General features: G+C 67.1%; 20 protein-coding genes and 1 pseudogene. 4 read left to right on the top strand and 17 right to left on the bottom strand.

Going from position 1 to position 20,104, the window contains the following annotated elements; genetic code table 11:
* Positions 1-16: 16 nt before the first annotated feature.
* The 6 genes from FOZ70_RS25275 to FOZ70_RS25250 form a co-directional block, all read right to left on the bottom strand.
* Positions 17-1,108 carry a ChuX/HutX family heme-like substrate-binding protein gene (locus tag FOZ70_RS25275; RefSeq protein ID WP_219707106.1) on the bottom strand — a complete coding sequence of 364 codons (1,092 nt, stop codon included), beginning with the start codon at positions 1,106-1,108 and terminating at the stop codon, positions 17-19.
* Between the two features lie 49 nt (positions 1,109-1,157).
* Positions 1,158-3,428: a TonB-dependent hemoglobin/transferrin/lactoferrin family receptor gene (locus FOZ70_RS25270; RefSeq protein WP_059812233.1), complete on the bottom strand. Its 2,271-nt coding sequence runs from the start codon at positions 3,426-3,428 to the stop codon at positions 1,158-1,160.
* Between the two features lie 267 nt (positions 3,429-3,695).
* The gene (locus tag FOZ70_RS25265; protein WP_021156479.1) at positions 3,696-3,923 is read right to left on the bottom strand and encodes a hypothetical protein; all 228 of its coding nucleotides are present in this window, start codon (positions 3,921-3,923) and stop codon (positions 3,696-3,698) included.
* Positions 3,924-4,111: 188 nt separating this feature from the next.
* Positions 4,112-4,495, bottom strand: a complete 384-nt coding sequence (locus FOZ70_RS25260) for a DUF6232 family protein (protein WP_219707104.1) — start codon at positions 4,493-4,495, stop codon at positions 4,112-4,114.
* A 124-nt stretch (positions 4,496-4,619) separates the two neighbouring features.
* Positions 4,620-4,880, bottom strand: coding sequence for a DUF2866 domain-containing protein (locus FOZ70_RS25255; protein WP_011353838.1), 261 nt, complete (start codon positions 4,878-4,880; stop codon positions 4,620-4,622).
* A 207-nt stretch (positions 4,881-5,087) separates the two neighbouring features.
* Positions 5,088-6,245 carry a porin gene (locus FOZ70_RS25250; protein ID WP_021156477.1) on the bottom strand — a complete coding sequence of 386 codons (1,158 nt, stop codon included), beginning with the start codon at positions 6,243-6,245 and terminating at the stop codon, positions 5,088-5,090.
* Positions 6,246-6,553: 308 nt separating this feature from the next.
* Between FOZ70_RS25250 and FOZ70_RS25245 the strand changes: the two genes are divergently transcribed.
* Positions 6,554-7,360, top strand: a complete 807-nt coding sequence (locus FOZ70_RS25245) for a MetQ/NlpA family lipoprotein (protein ID WP_021156475.1) — start codon at positions 6,554-6,556, stop codon at positions 7,358-7,360.
* Between the two features lie 150 nt (positions 7,361-7,510).
* Here FOZ70_RS25245 and FOZ70_RS25240 read toward each other — a convergent pair whose 3' ends face one another.
* The 4 genes from FOZ70_RS25240 to FOZ70_RS25225 form a co-directional block, all read right to left on the bottom strand.
* The gene (locus FOZ70_RS25240; protein WP_021156474.1) at positions 7,511-8,626 is read right to left on the bottom strand and encodes a succinylglutamate desuccinylase/aspartoacylase family protein; all 1,116 of its coding nucleotides are present in this window, start codon (positions 8,624-8,626) and stop codon (positions 7,511-7,513) included.
* A gap of 225 nt (positions 8,627-8,851) precedes the next feature.
* On the bottom strand, positions 8,852-9,634 hold the full coding sequence (locus FOZ70_RS25235) for an ABC transporter substrate-binding protein (RefSeq protein WP_021156473.1): 783 nt from the start codon (positions 9,632-9,634) through the stop codon (positions 8,852-8,854).
* A gap of 226 nt (positions 9,635-9,860) precedes the next feature.
* Positions 9,861-10,781 (bottom strand): LysR substrate-binding domain-containing protein, encoded by a 921-nt coding sequence (locus FOZ70_RS25230; RefSeq protein WP_021156472.1) that lies wholly within the window; start codon positions 10,779-10,781, stop codon positions 9,861-9,863.
* A 148-nt stretch (positions 10,782-10,929) separates the two neighbouring features.
* Positions 10,930-11,877: a helix-turn-helix domain-containing protein gene (locus FOZ70_RS25225; RefSeq protein WP_021156471.1), complete on the bottom strand. Its 948-nt coding sequence runs from the start codon at positions 11,875-11,877 to the stop codon at positions 10,930-10,932.
* A 107-nt stretch (positions 11,878-11,984) separates the two neighbouring features.
* Between FOZ70_RS25225 and FOZ70_RS25220 the strand changes: the two genes are divergently transcribed.
* A complete protein-coding gene (locus tag FOZ70_RS25220; protein WP_060051016.1) occupies positions 11,985-12,293 on the top strand; it encodes a DUF3817 domain-containing protein in 309 nt (102 codons plus the stop codon).
* Positions 12,290-12,691, top strand: a complete 402-nt coding sequence (locus FOZ70_RS25215) for a CopD family protein (RefSeq protein ID WP_219707146.1) — start codon at positions 12,290-12,292, stop codon at positions 12,689-12,691. The genes FOZ70_RS25220 and FOZ70_RS25215 overlap by 4 nt, the downstream gene beginning before the upstream one ends.
* Here FOZ70_RS25215 and FOZ70_RS25210 read toward each other — a convergent pair.
* From FOZ70_RS25210 to FOZ70_RS25200, 3 genes are all read right to left on the bottom strand, one after another.
* A complete protein-coding gene (locus FOZ70_RS25210; protein WP_048023485.1) occupies positions 12,678-13,280 on the bottom strand; it encodes a hypothetical protein in 603 nt (200 codons plus the stop codon). The two genes, FOZ70_RS25215 and FOZ70_RS25210, sit on opposite strands and share 14 nt — an antisense overlap.
* A gap of 216 nt (positions 13,281-13,496) precedes the next feature.
* Positions 13,497-14,885, bottom strand: coding sequence for an NCS2 family permease (locus FOZ70_RS25205; RefSeq protein WP_219707102.1), 1,389 nt, complete (start codon positions 14,883-14,885; stop codon positions 13,497-13,499).
* Between the two features lie 569 nt (positions 14,886-15,454).
* Positions 15,455-16,132, bottom strand: a complete 678-nt coding sequence (locus FOZ70_RS25200; protein WP_059487496.1) for a TetR family transcriptional regulator — start codon at positions 16,130-16,132, stop codon at positions 15,455-15,457.
* A gap of 48 nt (positions 16,133-16,180) precedes the next feature.
* Here FOZ70_RS25200 and FOZ70_RS25195 point away from each other — a divergent pair, with 48 nt between their 5' ends.
* Positions 16,181-16,846, top strand: coding sequence for an O-methyltransferase (locus FOZ70_RS25195; RefSeq protein WP_059496304.1), 666 nt, complete (start codon positions 16,181-16,183; stop codon positions 16,844-16,846).
* A gap of 148 nt (positions 16,847-16,994) precedes the next feature.
* On the opposite strand, the gene FOZ70_RS25190 is transcribed toward FOZ70_RS25195, so the two are convergent.
* The 4 genes and pseudogenes from FOZ70_RS25190 to dkgB all read right to left on the bottom strand — a co-directional run bounded on the left by FOZ70_RS25190 (position 16,995) and on the right by dkgB (position 20,015).
* Positions 16,995-17,513 (bottom strand): DUF3455 domain-containing protein, encoded by a 519-nt coding sequence (locus FOZ70_RS25190; protein ID WP_048023480.1) that lies wholly within the window; start codon positions 17,511-17,513, stop codon positions 16,995-16,997.
* Positions 17,514-17,654: 141 nt separating this feature from the next.
* Positions 17,655-17,883: pseudogene (locus FOZ70_RS38545) on the bottom strand (cyclase family protein); the annotation flags it as partial.
* A gap of 145 nt (positions 17,884-18,028) precedes the next feature.
* Entirely contained in the window at positions 18,029-19,144 is a 1,116-nt protein-coding gene (locus tag FOZ70_RS25180) for an alkene reductase (protein ID WP_060159784.1), read from the bottom strand.
* Positions 19,145-19,208: 64 nt separating this feature from the next.
* Positions 19,209-20,015, bottom strand: a complete 807-nt coding sequence (gene dkgB / locus FOZ70_RS25175; protein ID WP_059590975.1) for a 2,5-didehydrogluconate reductase DkgB — start codon at positions 20,013-20,015, stop codon at positions 19,209-19,211.
* Between the last annotated feature and the right edge of the window lie 89 nt (positions 20,016-20,104).

Here is a 20,104-nt window from a genome sequence, read left to right as displayed (position 1 = left end):
TCGAACGGTCGCGCGCTCACCGCGCGCCTCCGCGAGCCGAAGCCGGCAGCGTCGCGACGAGCGCGCGCCAGTCGTCGCGTTCGACCTTGCCGGGCTTGCGTTCGCCGAACAGCAGCGCGACGTGGTCGCCCTGCCGGTCGAACAGCTCGAGCGACGTGACGATGCCGTCGCTCGTCGGCTTCTTCACGACCCACGCGGCGGCGATCAGGTCCTCGCGCACGTGCAGGTTGAAGCCCGGATCGAGCACGTTGATCCACGCGCCGACCTCGCGCACGTTCGCGACCGGGCCCGTATGAATCTGGATCATCCCCGCGTTGCCGACGAACACCATGATCGGCTGCCCGCTCCGGGCGGCCTGTTCGAGCACGTGGCGCAGCGCATGCGCGGTTTCGACCGGATACGCGTATTGCGGATCGGCGAGGCGCAGCGCCTGCATGCGGCTCACGCCGAAGCGCTGCGTGATGCCGAAGAACTGGTGCGTGTCGGTCATCGCGTCCCACGCGGCGCGAAAACCCGCGACGTCGATCTCGGTGTCGGCGCGCTCGGGCGTTTTCGGCGCGGCGGCCGCGACCTCGAGTCCCGGCTCCTGCGACGGCGCGCGCCAGCGCTCGACGAACGCGTCGTACGCGGCGTGGTCGCTGTGCGCGCGCAGGTAGACCTTGTGAATCGCATGTCCCTGCGCGTCGAAGAACTGCAGGCTCTTCAGCGGGCCGTGCGCGGTCTCGTCGCGCACCGCGAACGCCGACACCCAGTGACGATAGAAGATGCGCAGGTCGATATCGCCGAGCGCGAGGCCGACGGGCCCGTCATGGCTCATCTGCGCATATTCGCCGTCCTTCTCGTGGACGGCCGTGTCGTTGCGCGTGAGCGCCATCACGCGGCCGAGGCGCGGCATTTCCTCGAACATCGCCGGAAAGCGCGCGTCGAGCCGCACGACGTGCTCGCCGACGAACGCGGCGAGCGCCTCGCCTTCGCTGACGCCGAGCGCCTGCGCGACGTCGCGGTTGCGCAGCTGGCGCTCGGTCTTGAGCTTGACGAACGCGTCGCGCAGCGCGGCGGCCGCGCGGGCCGGCGTGGCCGGTTGACCGGGAAGGGCGGATTGCATCATGTCGGACTCCTTCGAGTAACGGTTGAGGTGGTTGCGCGGGCGGCGCGCATCAGAAATCCACTTTCATGCTGACGGCGACCGTGCGGCCGGACGACGTATATGCATCGAGCACCTGCGAATCGGCTGCGATGCCGCGCACGTCCGACCAGTTCCAGTATTTGCGGTCGAACAGGTTGCGGATGCCGATCGTCGCGCTCACGTGCTTGTTGAAGCGGTAGCCGCCGCGCAGGTCGACGACAAACGACGACGGCGGCGAGAAGCACGTCTTGTTCGAACAGTCGGACTTGTCGATGTCCTTGTCGCGTTTCGCGGCCTGGAACAGCAGGTCGGTCTGCACGAACCAGCGTTCGGTCGGTTCGTAGCGCACGCCGAACACGGCGGAGAACGGGTTGACGGTGTTGAGCGGCTGGCTTGCCGCGCCGTCGTTCTGCGTCGAGCCCTTCGTGAACGCCATCGCCGTCTTCAGCGTGATGCCGTTCGGCATCACCCATTCGGCACGGCCTTCGAGGCCGTGGATGCGCGCGTCGGCGAAGTTCACGTACTGGAACACGGACGGGTCGGCCGGCCGGCCGCTGCCGGCGATCGTTGTGCGCGAGATGAAGTTGCGGTAGCGGCCCGTGAACGCGGCCGCGCTGTAGCGCACGACGCCGTAGCCGGTGCCGGCCTTGCCGCGCAGCCCGGCTTCGAAGGTATCGCTCGTCTCGGGCTTCAGGTTCGGATTGCCGATCGACGTGTAGCCGTACACCGGGTTCGAGAAACTGCTGTTCACCTGGTCGGGTGTCGGTGCGCGGAAGCCGTGCGCGTACTGCACGTACGGAATGACCGCCGGTGTGATCTCGTAGAGCACGGCGACGCGCGGCGACAGTTCGTTCGCGCTGGTCGACACGGCCTTGCCGGTGAACAGCGGATCGTTTGCGGTCGGGCTCAGCCGGTACGTGTCGAAGCGCAGGCCCGGCGTGACGAGCAGGCGGCCGTAGCCGATCTGGTCCTGCAGGAACGCACCGAACAGCGTGTAGTCGGTGTCGGGAAACGCCTTGTTCGGGAACGCTTCGCCGACGCCCGGCACCGTGCCGTCGCGCAGGTTCGTCACGCGCGACACGCTGCCGTCGACGCCATACAGCAGCTTGTGCGCGAACGGCCCGGTCGCGAAGCCGCTTTCGGCGAACGCCGAGCCGCCGAACGTGCGTTCCTTGTACTGGTTGTCGCGCGAGCGCGATTTCAGCGGCGCGCCGCGCGTCTCGAACGCGTACTGGTCCTGCTTTGCGTCCTGGTAGTAGAACTGCACGTGCGCGGTCTGGAACCAGCGAAACGCATCGTCGCGGAAATCGTAGCCGACGCTGAAGCGGTTGCGTTCGAGCCGGTCGTTCGTCGTGAGGCCGAGCGTGGTCGGCGGATTGATCGCGGACAGCACGTCGGTGCTCACGCGCCGCTGCACCGTTTCGGCGGTGAGCTTGAACGTGTCGCGCGCGGTGGGCGTCAGCACGAGCTTGCCGAGCAGCGATTCCGAATAGACGTCCTGCGGATTCGACGTGGTGCGCAGCGTGCTCGCCGAGTTGTTGCTGCCGCGCGTGTCGACCTCGTGGCCGCGCCGCCCGTCGGCGATGATCATTCCCTGGACGCGATCGTTGCCGCCCGCGGCCGATACGGTCGCGCCGATGCTGCGGTCGGCCGAGTCGTAGCTCGGCCGGAACGAGAAGTAGGTGGGCTTGTTGTAGATCGACAGCAGGTCGCGCGGATCCTTCGTGATGAAGTTCACCGCGCCGGTCAGGCCGTCGCTGCCGTAGAGCGCCGACGCCGGCCCGCGCAGGATCTCGATGCGCTTGAGCGTGTCGAGATCGGCGTAGTCGCCGCGGCCCGCTTCGAGCGGGCCGAATGAAAACGCGTTCGGCAGGCGGATGCCGTCTTCCATCAGCAGCACGCGATTGCCTTCGAGGCCGCGGATGTTGATGCTCGAATCGCCGTCGCGGCCGCCGCCGAGCGCGGCGGTGCCGGGCCGGTACGCGGTCCGGCGCACCGTGATGCCCGGCTCGTAGCGCAGTGCATCCTTGATGTTGGTGGCCTGCTGTTCCTCCAGATCCTCGTCGGTGATCACCGAGACGGACGCAGCCGTGCGGCTCGTGGCCGTTGCGGTGCGGTTGGCCGTGACGGTGACGGGATCGAGCAGCGCCGCATCGCCGCGCGTGGACGCGGCAACGAGCAGGGTGGAAGGCGGGGTGGCGCCTTGCGGCGACGAATCGGCGTGAGCCGGGGCGGCGGACAGGCCGAACGCGCCGAACAGCGCGGCACAGATCGGCCGCCGCGCCAGCGTATAGCAATGCACAGGTGGTCTCCCATTGATGAAAACAAGCCCGAAGGCTGGCTGGGTGACGCGTTCACCTGGCTGGCCCGCCCGCGCACGGAATGCGGCGGGCGGCGAATTGAAAGGCAACTGATAATTTTGCCAGTGTAAATGAGAATTATTATCAATACAAGAACGAAAGGCGGCACGCGTGGGTGAGCGCTCACCTGCGCGGCTCGGGCCTGCCGTGGCGGGAAATACGGGAGAAGCGCGGGCCCCGGCGCAAGCCCGTCACGAGCGTGAACAGGCCTATGCGAGTGCTTCGATGCGGATCAGCAGGTTGCGTGCATGCGTGATGAACGCATCGTGCGTCGCGCGATCGCCGTGGCCTTCGAGGCCGGCCTGTTCGGCGAACGCGATCTGTTCGGTGTAGAGGTCGACGAGCGCACGGCGTGCGTCAGGGGGAAGCGCGCGGATCATCGACACGATCAGCAGTTCCTGCGCGCGAAGCGTGCCGGACAGCGTCTGGACGTTCATGCTGGCCTCCTCGGACGATGCGGCGACGAGCCGCTCTTTCCATACTAGGCGGTCGGCGTACGCAGCGCAGGCGAGGCGGTGGTGGAATGCGATTCGACGGGGGCAATCGAGGGCGCCGTTGCGCGACGCGAAACGCGCCGCGCGCGGCCGGGCACCACGGATCGAAGCGTGCAGGGATGCGAACGGAATCAGCCGGCCGTCGTTGCGGCCTGCGCATCGCGCACGACCTGCGCAACGCGTTCGACGAACTCGACGTCGACGCTCGACAGTGCTTCGCGCTTGCCGTCGGGCATCTCGACCATCAGGCGATACGTGACGTCCTGCGTGGTCCACGCGAGATAACCGACGACGGCGAGCATCACGCCGACGACGAGCGCGGCGCTCGATCCGGCGATGCCGCCCGCCACGGCGGCGGCCGCGCCGATCAGCGAGATCAGCGACGGCACGAGGCGGTTTTTCGGAATCTTGACGACATCGACGTAGCGGATGTCACGCAGCGCGAATACCTGCCCCGCGGCCGACAGGCCGTTGCGCGTGATCATCACGCCGCGTTCGTTGAATGCGTTTTCCATCATGTGTTGCGTGGACGAAAACGCGCAGCGTAGCAGGTTTCATTGCCGCATCAAACGAGACCGACTGCCGCACGATGCGTGCGGCAAGGCCGAAAGACAGGCAGCGGGTGGAACGGGACGGCGTTCAGAACTGCAGCCGGCCGTCGCCGTAAAGCCGGCCCGGCACGTGCGACGCGACGACCTCGGCGATCTCTTCGTCGGTCGATTCGGCCGGCACGATCTGGCGCCGCGCGGGTGCGTCGAGATGCATCGTCCATTCGACGAGACGATACGGCCGCCCCCACGGGCGCTGCATTTCGACCGATACGCGGCAGCTCTGGACCGGCATCGAGTGTTGGCACGTCAGAATCGCGTGCAGATGGCTGAAAACGGTATCTTCGATCATCATGGCCTCCGATCCTGTCTTGTGGGCAATCGATGGCGGCGCCGTCGGCGGTTCAAAAAAAAAGCCGCCGATGTTCAGGCGGCCAACAGGGGGGGTGAGAGCATCCTCTCAGCCCAGAATTAAGCGAAACTTAAAAGCCCATAAAAAAGCGCCCCGCGTGGAGCGGGGCGCTTCTTGCCGTCGTGATCCGCGAGTTAAGCGGATGCTTTAGAACTTGTGACGGATACCGATACGTGCGGCGATCTGGTTCTTCGAACCCGTGCCCGACGTGTTGAAGTAGCTCGTGCTCGAGCCGATCTGCGCTTGCACGCCCTTGCCCGATGCCTGCTGGTACACGACCAGGCCGTACACGTCGGTACGCTTGCTGAGTGCGTAGTCGGCGATACCGTTGACCTGGTTCCAGTGCCACGAGTTGCCGTTCTGCGTCGCGTTCGTGTACGTGTAGCCGAGGCCGCCCGACAGAGCCGGCGTGAACGCGTACTTCGCACCTGCTTCATACGCGTTGTAGAACGTGCCGCCTGCGCCCGAGACGGTCGAGAACTGCGTACGCGTCCACAGCAGCCATGCCGTTGCCGGGCCCCAGACGTAGCGGCCGCCCACACCGTAGGTGCGCAGGTCGCGGACGTTGCCCGTGCTCAGGTTCGCGATCGTCGTCGAGAATGCCGGCGTCGACTGGCTCGGGAAGCGGATGTCCGTGTACGCGGCGCCGAGCGAGAACGGGCCGTTCGCGTAGTTCAGGCCGAAGCTGTATGCGCGCGACGAGCCTGCCGTCGTCGTCGTGCCCGACGTCGTTGCCGGTGCGCCGGCGAAGTCCGTCGAGTTGGAGAAGCCGTACAACGCGCCGAACGTGAAGCCCGAGTAGTTCGCGCTCTGGAACTTCACGGCGTTGTTGATGCGGCTCGACGTGAGCTGGTCGATGTCGTTCACGTGGTACGCGTAGTTACCCGCGACCGTGTTGCCGCCCGTCGAGTAGTTCGAGCCGAGGATGTCGGTCGAGAACGAGTACTGGCGGCCGAACGTGACCGTGCCGTATTGCGACTGGCTCAGGCCGACGTAAGCCTGGCGGCCGAAGATCGCGCCGCCCTGGCCGATCGTGCCGTTACCGCTGTTGAAGCCGTTTTCGAGCACGAAGATCGCCTTCAGGCCGCCGCCGAGGTCTTCGGTGCCGCGCAGGCCCCAACGGCTGCCCTGGGCAACGCCGTCGTCATACTTGAACAGCTTGCCCGAGCCGCCGTTGGCGGTCTTGCTGTGGTTCACGTAGCTGATACCGGCATCGATGACGCCGTACAGCGTCACGCTGCTTTGTGCGTGCGCCGTGCCGGCCGTTGCTGCCAGGACGGCGATGGTCAACAGTTTCTTGTTCAAAGGATTCTCCGAGCGAATAAATGGCGTGTCCAGTTGCGGTTCCGGCGCTCTCTATGGGCGCTTTCACGGACCGGCGGCAACTTTATCGAGGGGCCACGTAATGAATATGACAGCGACTGTCATATGAAGAATGTGTGGCGCCGATGCGACACTGAATTCTGCCCGGTTGTACCGTCGCGGGTTATACCGAATTCGGCTGAGAATCGATCCGGCCCCGGAATATGCACATGAAATAAGCTTGGTTGGTGGCGTTCCGGCCCCGTGCCACGATCCGTCTTCCAACAAACGACACGGGACAAGAGGACACCATGCGACGTTCATTCCTGACCGGCCTCGGCGCGCTCGCAGCCGCACTGGCATTCGCGGCGCCCGGCGCGCACGCCGACTCGCAAACGCTGAAGATCGGCACGATGAGCGGCCCCGACGCGCAGATCTGGACCGAGGTGACGAAGGTCGCCGCACGCGAAGGCCTTGCGATCAAGGTCATCGAATTCAACGACTACGTGCAGCCGAACGCGGCGCTCGATGCCGGCGACCTGGACGCGAACGGCTTCCAGCACCAGCCGTTCCTCGACAGCCAGATCAAGCAGCGCGGCTACAAGATCGTCAACGTCGGGCTCACCTACACGGCGCCGATGGGTTTCTATTCGAAGAAGATCAAGTCGCTGAAGGACTTGCCGGTGGGCGCGAAGGTCGGGATCCAGAACGATCCGTCGAACGGCAACCGCGCGCTGCTGCTGCTGCAGAAATACGGCGTGATCAAGCTGAAGCCGGGCGTCGGCGCCAACGGCGTGAACGCGACGCCGCTCGACGTCGCCGAGAACCCGAAGAAGATCAAGATCGTCGAACTCGACTCCGCGCAGCTGCCGCGCGCGCTGCCCGACGTCGATGCCGCGTCGATCAACACCGACTACGCGGTGAAGGCCGGGCTCACGCCGGTGAAGGATGCGATCGCGATCGAGGACCTGCGCGGGCCGTACGCGAACCTGATCGCCGTGCGCGCGCAGGACAAGGACAAGCCGTGGGTGAAGAAACTCGTCGCGGCCTATGAATCGGACGACGTGCGCAAGTTCATCGACCAGAAGTTCGGCGGCGCGATCGTGCCGGCGTTCTGAACGCCCACGCGTGCCATCGCCCGGCCGGATGGAGCGCCGGGTATTCCGAAAAGCAGATCGCCCGCGCAAGCGGGCGATTTCGTTGGTGCGCGCGGGTGAGCGCCGGGGGATGCCCGATACGCGCCGTGACCCGGCGCGCGGGCCGGCCGCTCAGGCCGACAGCAGCGAACCCGTGCGGATCGCGGTCGCGCCCGCGATGCGCGCGACTTCCATGCCGGCCGTCGCGAAGCGCACGACCTGGCGCGCGTACAGCACGCCCGACACGCTGCTCTTCAGCGTGACGACACGATCGGTCAGCGGATCGACGATGTCGGCCACGGCCTGGCCGGCCTCGATCATCGCGCCGACCGGCGTGCGGAACACGATCACGCCCGACACGGGCGCGACGAGCGGATCGGTGCCCGCGAGCGGCGTGGCCGGATGCGCGAGCGGCGGCAGCGGCGCCGGCGTGCCTTCGACGACACCGCGCTCGGTCAGGTATTCGACGATCGCCTGTGCGTCCTTTTCGGCGAATTCGTACGACACGTCGCGTTCGCTGCGCAGTTCGACCGTGACGGAAATCGCGCCGTTCGGGATCGGGAAGCGGTCGCCGAAGCGGTTGCGCAGGTCCGACCAGCAGAAGCTGTGGATTTCGTCGAACGGGTTGCCGACCGAATTCAGCGCGAGCAGCGACGCCTGTGCATCGAGATAGCGCGCCAGCGGCTCGACGTCCGCCCACAGATCGGGGTTCGTGTACAGGTGCATCACCGCATCGTTGTCGCAGTGCAGGTCGAGCACGATATCGGCGTCGAACGACAGCTTCTGCAGCGCGAGGCGCTGCGAGTCGAGTTCGGTGCGCGGCTTCTGTTCGTCGAGCGCTTCGCGCATCGCGGTGCGCACGGCGACGAGATTGCGCTGCGCGTCGTTCGTGAGGCGGCTTTCGACGTGCGGCAGCACGAGCGCCGCGAGATCGTGGAAATTGCGGTTGAAGTTCTGCATCGAGCCGAGCTCGAAGCGGCCGAGGTGATCGCCGAACACGTGCTGCGACAGGCCGATCGGGTTCGGCACGGGCACGATGACGACTTCGCCGCGCAGCTTGCCGGCCGTTTCGAGCGCGGCGATCTTGCGGCGCAGCAGCGTGGCGACCAGCATGCCGGGCAGTTCGTCCGCGTGCAGCGACGACTGGATGTAGACCTTCTTGCCGCCGCGCGGGCCGTAGTGAAAGCTCGTGATCTGGCGTTCGGTACCGACGGCGGGGGAAATCAGCGGATGGGTCTGCGTTTGCATGATGGGGGAGTGCGGCGCAGCCGCGAATGATCCGGTGTGCGTGGAAGATCGATTGTACGTTGCCTTCCTCGCCCCCATCAAACCGGCGCCAGAACGCGCCGATTTTCGTTGTGAATCATCAGGTTGGTGCGGAAAAAATAACGCTGCCGGCACCGCGTGCGCAAAAAAACGGGCTCCTTGCGGAGCCCGTTCGTGCCGAAGCGAAGCGTGCGCTTGCGTGGCGGATTACTTGCCGTAGACGTCGAAATCGAAGTACTTCTTCGCGATCTTGTCGTACGTGCCGTCCTTGCGCATGCCGGCGATCGCGCCGTCGATCTTCGTCTTCAGGTCGGTGTCTTCCTTGCGCAGGCCGATACCGGCGCCGTTGCCGAGCGTCTTCGGATCGTCGAGATCCTTGCCGGCGAAGTCGAAGTTCGCGCCGCGCGGCGTCTTCAGGAAGCCGATCTCAGCCTGCACCGCGTCCTGCAGCGCGCCGTCCAGACGGCCCGAGATCAGGTCGGCGTAGACCTGGTCCTGGTTCTGGTAGGGCACGACGTTCACGCCCTTCGCTGCCCAGTACGTCTTCGCGTAGGTTTCCTGGATCGTGCCCTGCTCGACGCCGACCGACTTGCCCTTCAGCGATTCGGCCGTCGGCATCAGGCCGGCACCCTTCTTCGTGACGAGGCGGGTCGGCGTGTTGAACAGCTTCGCCGAGAAGGCGATCTGTTCCTGACGCGCCGGCGTCATCGACATCGACGACAGCACGCCGTCGAACTTGCGGGCCTTCAGTGCCGGAATCATCCCGTCGAAGTCGTTTTCGATCCACACGCACTTCGCGTTCATGCGGCGGCAGATTTCGTTGCCGAGGTCGACGTCGAAACCCACAACCTTGCCGTCAGCGCCTTTCGATTCGAAAGGCGGGTAGCTTGCGTCGACGCCGAACCGCACGGTCGACCAGTCCTTCGCATACGCGCTGCCGGCCGATACGGCGAGCAGGGCAACGGTCACAGCCGCAAGAATCTTTTTCACCAGGTGACTCCTCGTTTTGTTCGATGGGTGCGCGGTTGTGCCGCGCCGTAAGCCTTCGGCCGGCCGCGGCTTCGCGGCAGGCTGTCCGTTTCGCCCACCCGATGCGGGCGCGCGACGTGCGCAAGATTATCAAGACAAAATACCGGCAGGGCGCCTAGGACAAGCCCCGATACCGGGCCCGGCGGCGGCGCGTTGCGTGCGCCGCCGTTTCAGACACAGGAACGATTCAGCCGAGCGTTTCGTTGACCGCACGCTGCAGGCACGTGACGAATTGCGTGACGGCGGGCGTGGGCAGCAGGTCGCGCCGCGCGATGATCGACAGGTCGAAGCGCGGCATGCGCTCGTCGAGTTCGGCCGTGCGGATGCCGAGCGGCGCGACCGTCGCGGCGAGCGGGCGCGTGAAGCAGCCGATCACGTCCGAGCGCGCGACGAGCCCGAGCGTCACCGCGAACGACATCGGCGAGCGCAAGAGCCGCTTCGGCAGCGGCAGCCCGTGCGCCTGGAACATCCCGACCATCACGCTGTGCGGAAACTGCTCGGCGCCGACGGTGACGATCCACTCGGCATCGAGCAATTCCTCTAACCGGCGCGCGTGCGCGAGCGGGTGGCCTTCGCGCATCACGACGGTGAATTCGGTCGACAGCAGCGGCAACTGCGTGAAATCGCGATCGAGCGCGGGCACATGGTGCATCGCAGCGATGTCGAGCGTGCCGTTGCGCAACTGCGCGAGCGCGTCGGGCACCGTCACTTCCTCGAGATGCAGGCTCACGTCCGGCATCGACCGGCGGAACGCCGTCACCGCGCGCGGCAGCGCGGTCAGCGCGATCGACGGCATCGTGCCGACCGCGACCCGGCCGGACATCTCGCCCTTCACCTGTTCGACGGCCTCGACCGTGCGGCGGATATCGCCGAGCAGTTGCTCGGCGCGCGGTAGCAGCGCATGGCCGCACGCGGTCAGCTCGACGCCGCGGACGCTGCGCGCGAGCAGCTCCGCGTTGAGCGCCGTTTCGAGCTCGCGGATCGTATGCGTGATCGCGGGCTGCGTGACGCCGAGTTCGCGCGCCGCGGCGCGCAGGCTCTTGTGATGTGCGGCGGAGACGAACGCCTGGAGCTGCGCGATGTTCAGGGGATTGCGGATGCGGGTCATCGATCGGGTCCGGTTGGCGCGACAGTGTGGCGAACGAGGCGGGGCGGCGGCGGTTGTCGGTCGCGATCCCGAGGGTTGCATGCACGCGGTGCCGCGCCGGCCCGACACATCGCGTGCCGTTGCGCAGGCGGCGGTGACGTTGCGAACGTCACGCGCCGGCGCGCGCGCGGAACGCGCGACGATACCGCTGCGGCGACGTGCCGACGATGCGCGCGAACCGCTCGCGAAACGCGGTGACCGAACTGAACCCGGCCTCCGTCGCGACATGCTCGACCGACAGTTCCGTGACCTCCAGCAACTGCTGCGCATGCCGGACGCGCGCGGTCTGCAGCCATTGCCGCGGCGACGTGCCGGTCTGTTCCTGGAAGCGCCGCGTCAGCGTGCGCACGCTCGTCGAAGCCTTGCGGGCCATCTCGTCGAGCGTGAGCGGCTTGCGCAGGTTTGCCTGGAGCCAGTCCATCAGGTCGTGCAGCCCGTCGGTGGCGGCCGGCCATTCCGGCGCGATGAACTGCGCCTGCCCGCCTTCGCGCACGCGCGGCGCCACCGCGCTGCGTGCGGCGTCGACGGCAACCGCCGCGCCATAGTCGGCCTGGATCATGTGCAGGCACAGGTCGAGGCCGGCCGCCGCGCCGGCCGACGTCAGGATGCGCCCGTTGTCGACGAACAGCACGTTCGGATCGACGTCGACGTCCGGATAGCGGCGTGCGAGTTCGGCGGCCGCGAGCCAGTGCGTCGTCGCGCGCAGGCCGTCGAGCAACCCGGCTTCCGCGAGCACGAACGCGCCGCTGCAGATCGACGCGATCCGGCACCCGCGCGCGGCCGCTTCGCGCAGGGCGGCAATCGCACGGCGTGACGTGGGTGCGAGCGGCACCGACGTGCCGGGGACGACGATCGTATCGGCGTCGGCGAGCGCATCGAGGCGAAACGGGGGCCGCAGCTCGAACAGGTCGCCGGCGACGCGCGGATGCTCGCTGCACACGCATACGCGGTAGGCCTGTTCGACACCGGGCGCACGCACGCGTGCGAACGTGTCGCATGCAACGCCCAGATCGAACGGGACGACATCGGGCAAGGCGAGCACGGCGACCGTATGCATGGCGTTCGAGGGTTTGGCCAGAATCCGTTGAAAGATGTCATTCTAGCCAATGGCTCGAACCCGCACCACACGCGACAATCGCGGCGGATCAACCTGGAGCCCCGCCGATGAAACAAGACGATCGCGACGCGTTGCGAAACCTGCAGTACCTGTCGTTGCTGGAGGCGACCACACTCGTCGTGCTGGTGTGCGTCGCCGTGCCGCTCAAGCATCTGGCCGGTTATCCGGTCGCGGTTTCGATCATGGGGCCGGTCCACGGCATCGCGTTCGCGATGTACGTGTGGGCGGTCGTCGGCACCGCATCGAGCGGGCTGTGGAGCAGGGGCGACGTCGCGCGGCTCCTGCTGTCGGCCGTCGTGCCGTTCGCGGGGCTGGCGAGTGCGGGATGGATCGCGCGCCGGAGGCACGCGCGATGATCTACCTGATGATGAAGACCGTGCACGTGGCGGCCGTCGTCACGTTCGTCGGCGGGCTGCTGATGCTGTCCGTCGGTGTCCGGATCGCGAACCTCGCCGTGCATCGCGCGGTGCGGCGCTGGGATCGCATGGCGACGGCGCCTGCACTCGCGATCGTCTGGATCACGGGTGTCGCGATCGCGCTCAACGGGCACTGGTTCGGCGCGGCGTGGCTGTCGGTGAAGCTTGCGGTCGTCGTCGCGCTGTCGGCGCTGCATGGCATGCTGGCCGGCACGCTGCGGCGCATGGAGCGCGACGATCTCGTCGTCGTGCCGACACCGTGGCTCGGGCAGGTGGCGGGCGCGGTCGTGGCCGCGACGGCGATCGTCGTCGGGCTGGTCGTGATCAAGCCGTTCTGACGAGTGCCGTTTCGACGGCCGCCAGCGTACGACGCCGGATCCAGCCGCTTCCCAGCCGGATCGCGAGCCAGTACGGCGTGAGCAGCCAGCGCGTGCGCTCGCTCGGGCAGTGGATGAACGTTTCCGTGCGCAGCATGTGCGCGCCCGATGCGAGCCCGACGACCTCGAAGCGGAGCACCAGCTTCGCATCGCGCGGGTCGTCGTGCCGCACGAAGGCCGTTGCGTCGGCGATCGTTCGAACGTCGGGCGTGGGACGCCAGAAGCGGCCGACGAGGCCGAGCGACAGCGATGTGTCGTCGCGGTGGAGCAGCGTGAACGAGTCGAAGCCGAAGCGCGCGTGTGCGGGGCGGGCCGGCCCGTTGCGGAGCGCGCCGGCGACGGCGGCCGGGAATTCGCGCACCATGAGCAGCGCGTCGATGACGGGGTCGGCACGCATGTCGAGCGACGCGACGGCGTCGATGATGCGCGCGGGCGGCGCGTCGATCGGCTGCGATTCATGCACTTCGTGAAACCCGAACGACGGGATGAACGGCGGCTTGCGCGCCGAGGTCCGGGTGCTCGATTCGGAGACGATGCCGAGCGCGTTCATCGCGGCTCCTGAAGGGGGCAAAGCGCGATCGTAGCACCGGGCGCGGATTTGCGTCGCGCCGTTGCGGCGACGCGCATCGTGCTGCACTGCACGCACAAAAAAAGCCTGGAAACGTGCGTTCCCAGGCCTGGAGACCATCAACGACGATGGTGGAGGAGACGATGTCGTCCCGATGCGCGCCGCCCTTCTGCAGGCAACGTCGCGCATGTCTCGCGGTCAGATCGCCCAGCCGCCGAGATAGAACGTGACGAGCACGGCCGCGATCAGCACGGTGCCGACGTTCAGCTTGCGGAATTCACCGCTGGCGATGCGGCCGATCACGAGCGTCGAGAAGCCGAGCATGATGCCCGTCACGATGTTCGCGGTCAGCACGATGAACACCGCGCACACGAGGCCCGACATCGCGTCGACCATGTCGTCCATGTGCAGCTTGCTCACGCTGCCGAGCATCAGCAGGCCGACGTACATCAGCGCGGGTGCGGTGGCGTACGACGGCACGAGGCCCGCGAGCGGCGAGAAGAACATCACGACGAGGAACAGCAGGCCGACCACGGCGGCCGCGAGGCCCGTCTTCGCACCGGCGGCCACGCCGACGCTCGACTCGATGTAGGCCGCCGCCGGCGCGCCGCCGAGGAAACCGGAGAAGATCGAGCTGATCGAATCGGCGGTCAGCGCGCGGCCGCCGTTGATGATGCGGCCGTTCTCGTCGAGCTGGCCGGCCTGGCCCGCGACCGCGCGGATCGTGCCGGTCGCGTCGAACACGGCGGTCATCACCAGCGCCAGCACGCTCGGCAGCACGGCCATCGACAGCGCGCCCTTGATGTCCATCGCGCCGATCAGCGATGCATGGCCCGGTGCGCTCAGCGACGGCAGCGCGAAGACGCCGTGGTACTTCACGGCGGGATCGAAGATCAGCCCGAAGATCGAGATCGCGATCACGACGAGCAGGATGCCGCCCGGCACGCGACGCTTCTCGAGGCCGAAGATCGCGGCGAGGCCGACGACGGACATGATCACCGGGAGGGCGGTGATCTGGCCGAGCGAGACCGGCAGGCCGGCGCCCGGGTTCTTGATCACGAGGCCGACGTCGTTCGACGCGATCAGCAGCAGGAACAGGCCGATGCCGATCCCGGTGCCGTGCGCGACGCCCGCGGGCAGGTTGCGCAGGATCCACGAGCGCACGCCGGTGACCGAGATGCCGGTGAACACGAGGCCCATCAGGAACACGGCGCCGAGCGCGACCGTCGGATGCAGCCCCTTGCCGAGCACGAGGCCGAACGCGGTGAACGCGGTCAGCGAGATCGCGCAGCCGATCGCGATCGGCAGCTTCGCCCACAGGCCCATCAGCAGCGAGCCGAACGCGGTCGTGAGGCAGACCGCGACGAACACCGCGCTCGTGTCGAAGCCGGCCTTGCCGAACATGCCGGGCACGACGAACACGGAATAGACCATCGCGAGGAAGGTGGTGACGCCGGCGACGATCTCGGTGCGTTGCGTGCCGCCGCGCGACGAAATGCCGAAGTACCGGTCGATGACTCCCTGGGTGCCAAAGTCAGATTCTGCCGCGCCGACGTCGACCGTCGGCTGCACCGGGGTATCACTCATGAGCTTGCTCCTTTATCAGCATGCTGAAACGGCCCGTAGCGAACCGTCGTCAGGGTGTCTCGTATCTAGTTGGGATTTGTCGGCAACGTCGTGGGGACGAATGACGCGTGATGCGTGTCGTTACGTGCGAATCGAAACGATCGCGAGGGTGTCGCGTCGGACGACGCGTGGTGTGGTCGACCCCGTCACGTGTGCTTTGCCGTAGCGAAGGTTAGGCGAGCGGCCCATCACGTCCCATCGGGGGAAGTGCATGCAGCGCATGTCGCAGCGCTTATATCGGCGTGCAACCGGGCTCCGTCGCGACGACACGCGTGTATACGCCTAGTTCGAATCCGTTAAGGCGACTATTTGAATGCAGGGTCGACAGGCAGGGCGGGAGCGGGTGAGGCATTGAATATTACGAATATCTTTCATCGAGGCGGTGCACGCGCATGAAAACGGCGGCGCGCGACGCGATGCGGTGCGCGGCCGTGTACAAGCGGCACCCGGATGATACCGGTGCCGCACGCGGCTTGCGCTCGCGCGTTCCGGCCCTCGTCGCGCCGGTCGCGTCAGTCGCTTGGGTCGCGTCAGTCGCGTGCGAGATGCGCGAGGTACGCGCAGAACATGTCGGCCATCGCGGTCGAATAGGCGTCGATTTCCGCCGGCGTGCGCGCGGTTTCGGAGAACGCCTTGCCGCCCGACGTGAGCGTTGTCTTGATCAGCTCGCAGGCGAGCGCATGCGTGGTGTCGGGCACGCCGGGCAACGCTTCGCGCATGAATGCGCTGAAGACCCGGTTGCCTTCGGCTCTCACTTCCTGTGCTTCGGGCGCGTCGCGATAGAGCGGTGCGGCGTCGTCGAGCGCGATGCGCATGCCCGCCTCGTCGCATTCCGACTGGATGAACGCATGGACGGCCGTACGCAGTCGCTCGGGCGGCGTCTTCTGCGTGTCCTGCAGTATTCGGCACAGCATGTCGGACGTCTGCCGCCATTCGTCGTGCTGCAGCCGGAACAGCACCGACGCCTTGTTCGGGAAGTACTGGTACAGCGAGCCGACGCTCACGCCGGCGCGCTCGGCGACGCGCGCCATCGTGAAGCGCTGCGCGCCTTCGGTCGCCAAAACCTGAACAGCAGCCTGGAGGACGTCTTCGACGAGACGGGTCGAGCGCGCCTGCCGAGGCAGCTTGCGCGTGGCAATCGGGGCATTTCGACGGTCGGTCATGGGCGGTTGGCCAATGCGAATAGTAAAACCTGAATAGTTCGTCATATTCTAGTCGGGCGCACTGACGCACTCAACCTGACACTGGAGATCCGCATGACCACCCTGATTCACGACCCGCTGGCGTCGCTGCTCGCGCGCCTGTTCGACGAAGCCGAGGCGTCGTCGCCCGCGACGAGCCCGGCCTTTGCCGACGTGTCGCGCGACGAACAGGCGCGGCTGATGCGCAGCAAGACGGACTACACCGATCTGTATGCGCGCCTGAAGGACTATCCGCTTCCCGTGTCGCGCGAGACGGGCACGCTCCTGTACATGCTCGCGCGCAGCGGCGGCGCGCGGGCGATCGTCGAATTCGGCACGTCGTTCGGCATTTCGACGCTGCATCTCGCGGCCGCGCTGCGTGACAACGGCGGTGGCCGGCTGATCACGAGCGAGTTCGAACCGTCGAAGGTCGCGCGCGCGAGGGCGAACCTGACGGCGGCCGGGCTCGCCGATCTCGTGGAGATTCGCGAAGGCGATGCGCTGCGCACGCTGGCCGCCGATCTTCCGGATTCGGTCGACCTGTTGCTGCTCGACGGCGCGAAAGGGCTGTATCCCGAGATTCTGGCGCTGGTCGAACCTCACCTCGAGGCGGGGGCGTTCGTCGTGGCCGACAACGCGGAATACAGCCCCGACTACCTCGCGTACGTGCGCGCGCCGGAAAACGGCTATCTGTCGGTGCCGTTCGGCGGCGAAGTCGAGTTGTCGATGCGGATACGCTGAACGGGCGTAACGCGGGTGTCGACGCTGTCACGCTTGTGCGCATGAAAGACAGGAAAACTGAATGAATGGTGACGTGGCGGCGTGGCGGCAGGAAGCGGGAAGATGCCCGGTGCCGGCGGCGCCGGGCGTTACCTCACGTCACGTCACCTCACTTCAGGAACACATAACGCGCGAAGTAAGGAAAGCGTCCGACCGCATGCTCGGTCGTGCACGTCGCGGCCGGCGGCGTGCCGCCCGCCGTGTCGAGCCGCTGCACGAAGCGCACGCCGGCAAGCGTGCCGGTTGCGGCCGGCGTGGCCGCGAGCAGCAGTTGAGGAACGCTGCCCGGGTGTGTGCCCGGCGCTTCCGCGAGCTTCTTGCCGGTGACGCGGCTGCCGTCGAGTGCCTCCCACGACGGGCCCGCGCCGTGCCGGACGACGAGCGTGCCGCCGGCATCGAACAGCAGGGCTTCGGGGTACTGGAATGCCCACGCGAGCCGGTGCCCGGCGTCGTATTCGCATGCATAGACCTGCATGCCGCTCGCGGTAGTCGACAGCACCGGCGTGGCCGGCTCGGGCGGCGCGAGGCCGGCGGCCTCGTCGGCATGCGCGGGCGCGGTGAACGCCGCGCAATAGAGACTGGCCGCAAGGGCCAGCAGCATGTCGCGTGTCGGGGAACGGCTGGGCATGGCGGAGCGTCCTCTCAGGTCGGGTGACGGTCGTGTGAAGTCGATCTCGTCAACACTAGACGCCGATGGCGCAGGCTGCAACCCGGAAATGACGATCGCGGCGCTAGCGGCCGCGATGGTCGGGAGGCGGAGGGGCGATCGGCGGATCGCAACCGGGTTGATGTTGACCTGCGTGGAGCCGACGTACAGGGGCTGGCCGAGCACGAACGGGAATTCCCACGCCTTGTCGCGCACCAGCGCCCGGCTGTCGATCAGCTCCAGGTTGCAGATGCCGCGCTTCGCGCGCACGTACTGGTCGATCGGGAATTCATCCTGCGTGTGCGGATTCGGATAGACCTCCGACGCCCACTCACATGTCGCCGCCGAACGCGTCGTTCGCGCCCTGGACGGACGGATACCGGTCGGCCGCGGGTGCGGCCGGCGCGGCGTGCGCCGCCCGGGCCGCCGCGAACGGCAGGATCGCGCCGAACGCGAGCCGGGCGAGCGTTGCTTTCATGCCGGACTGCGGTGAATCGTTACGCAGCGGCTTGCGCGAGCGTCGGGTAGTCGGTCAGGCCCTGGGCGCCGCCGCCGAACAGCGTGTTGCGGTCGTGCGGCGCGAGCGCGGCGCCGGTGCGCAGGCGTTCGGGCAGGTCGGGGTTCGCGACGAACGGGCGGCCGAACGCGACGAGGTCGGCCCAGCCGGCGGCGATCGCTTCGCGTGCGCGCTCGGCGGTGTACGCGCCGGCGTAGATCAGCACGCCCGGGTACGCGGCGCGCAGCTGCTGCTTGAATGCGACCGGCATCAGCGGCGCGTCGTCCCAGTCGGCTTCCGCGATGTGCAGGTAGCCGACGCCGAGCTCGCCGAGCAGCTTCGCGGCGGCGAGGTAGGTCGTTTCCGGATCGTCGTCGACGCAGCCGTTCAACGTGGTCAGCGGCGCGAGGCGGATGCCGACGCGCGACGCGTCGCCGGTGCCTTCGATCAGCGCCTGCGTGACTTCACGCAGGAAGCGCAGCCGGTTCTCCAGCGAGCCGCCGTATTGGTCGGTACGCGTGTTCGCATTCGAATCGATGAACTGGTTGACGAGGTAGCCATTCGCGCCGTGCAGCTCGACGCCGTCGAAGCCGGCTTCGATCGCGTGGCGCGCGGCGGTGCGGTACTGGTCGACGATCTCGCGGATTTCGTCGACGGACAGCGCGCGCGGCTCGGATGCCTGCACGAAGCCCGGCGTGCTGCCGTCCTCACCGGCGATGAACACGTTCACGCCCTTCGCCTGGAGCGGCGACGACGATACGGGTTGCGCGCCGCCGAGCAGGCTCGTGTGGCTCAGGCGGCCGACGTGCCACAGCTGCGCGAAGATGCGGCCGTGCGCGGCATGCACGGCCTCCGTCACCTTGCGCCAGCCGGCGACCTGCGACGGCGTGTGAATGCCGGGCGTCCATGCGTAGCCCTTGCCGAGCGGCGCGATGTAGGTGCCTTCGCTGACGATCAGGCCCGCACTCGCGCGCTGCGCGTAATACGCGGCCATCAGTTCGTTGGCTTCGTCGCCGGGCTGGCTGGCGCGCGAACGCGTCATCGGCGGCATCACGATGCGGTTCGGCAGCGTCAGCGCGCCGAATTGCAGCGGTTGGAAAAGCGGGTCCTGGGTCATGATGGTGTCCTGTCGGGGCCGCGGCCGGCTGGCCGCGGACGATTCGATCGAGAGAGCGGTGCGTTTAGTCCCACTTCGGCGCGAGGCCGGCCGGGTCGACTTCGCGGCCGTTGCGCTCCAGCGCGGCGATCTGCGCCATGTCTTCGTCGGTCAGGCGCAGCGTCTGCGCGAGCAGGTTGCTCGCGAGGTTCTCGCGCTTCGTCGACGACGGAATCACCGAGTAGCCGAGCTGCAGCGCCCACGCGAGTGCGACCTGTGCCGGCGTCGCGTCGTGACGCTGTGCGATCGCGCCGATCACCGGGTCGCCGAGCACCTTGCCGTACGCGAGCGTCATGTACGACGTCACGTGGATGCCTTCGGCGTTCAGGAACTCGACGAGCTTGCGGTTCTGCAGGTACGGGCTCAGTTCGATCTGGTTCGTCGCGATCGCATCCTTGCCAACGGCCGCGATCGCTTCCTTCGTCAGTTCGATGTTGAAATTCGAGATGCCGATCTGGCGCGTGAGGCCCTTCGCCTTCGCGTCGGCCAGCGCGGTCATGAACGCCTGGATCGACACGCCGTTGCCCGGGGCCGGCCAGTGGATCAGCGTCAGGTCGACATAGTCGGTGCGCAGCTTGCGCAGGCTTTCCTCGAGGCTCGCGACGAGCTTTTCCGGTGCGTAGTTGTCGACCCAGATCTTCGTCGTGAGGAACAGGTCTTCGCGGCGCACGCCCGAAGCGGCGATCGCTTCGCCGACTTCGGCTTCGTTGCCGTAGATCTGCGCGGTGTCGATCGCGCGGTAACCCACTTCGAGGCCGTTACGCACCGAGTCGATGACCACCTGGCCTTGCAGGCGGAACGTACCGAGGCCGAATGCGGGAATGTTGCTCATCAAGTGCTCCTGAAAGGGGTGGAACGGTTGCGGTATGGAAGTCATTCTGGCGCTTGATACTGATGAGATAAACGCCTTTAGAGGTCAAA

Origin of the sequence: Burkholderia sp. COPS (assembly GCF_019425585.1) — a bacterium.
Classification (GTDB): Bacteria; Pseudomonadota; Gammaproteobacteria; order Burkholderiales; family Burkholderiaceae; genus Burkholderia; species Burkholderia cepacia.
Note: the sequence above shows the minus strand (reverse complement) of the source record. Positions and strands in the feature narration are given on the sequence as shown.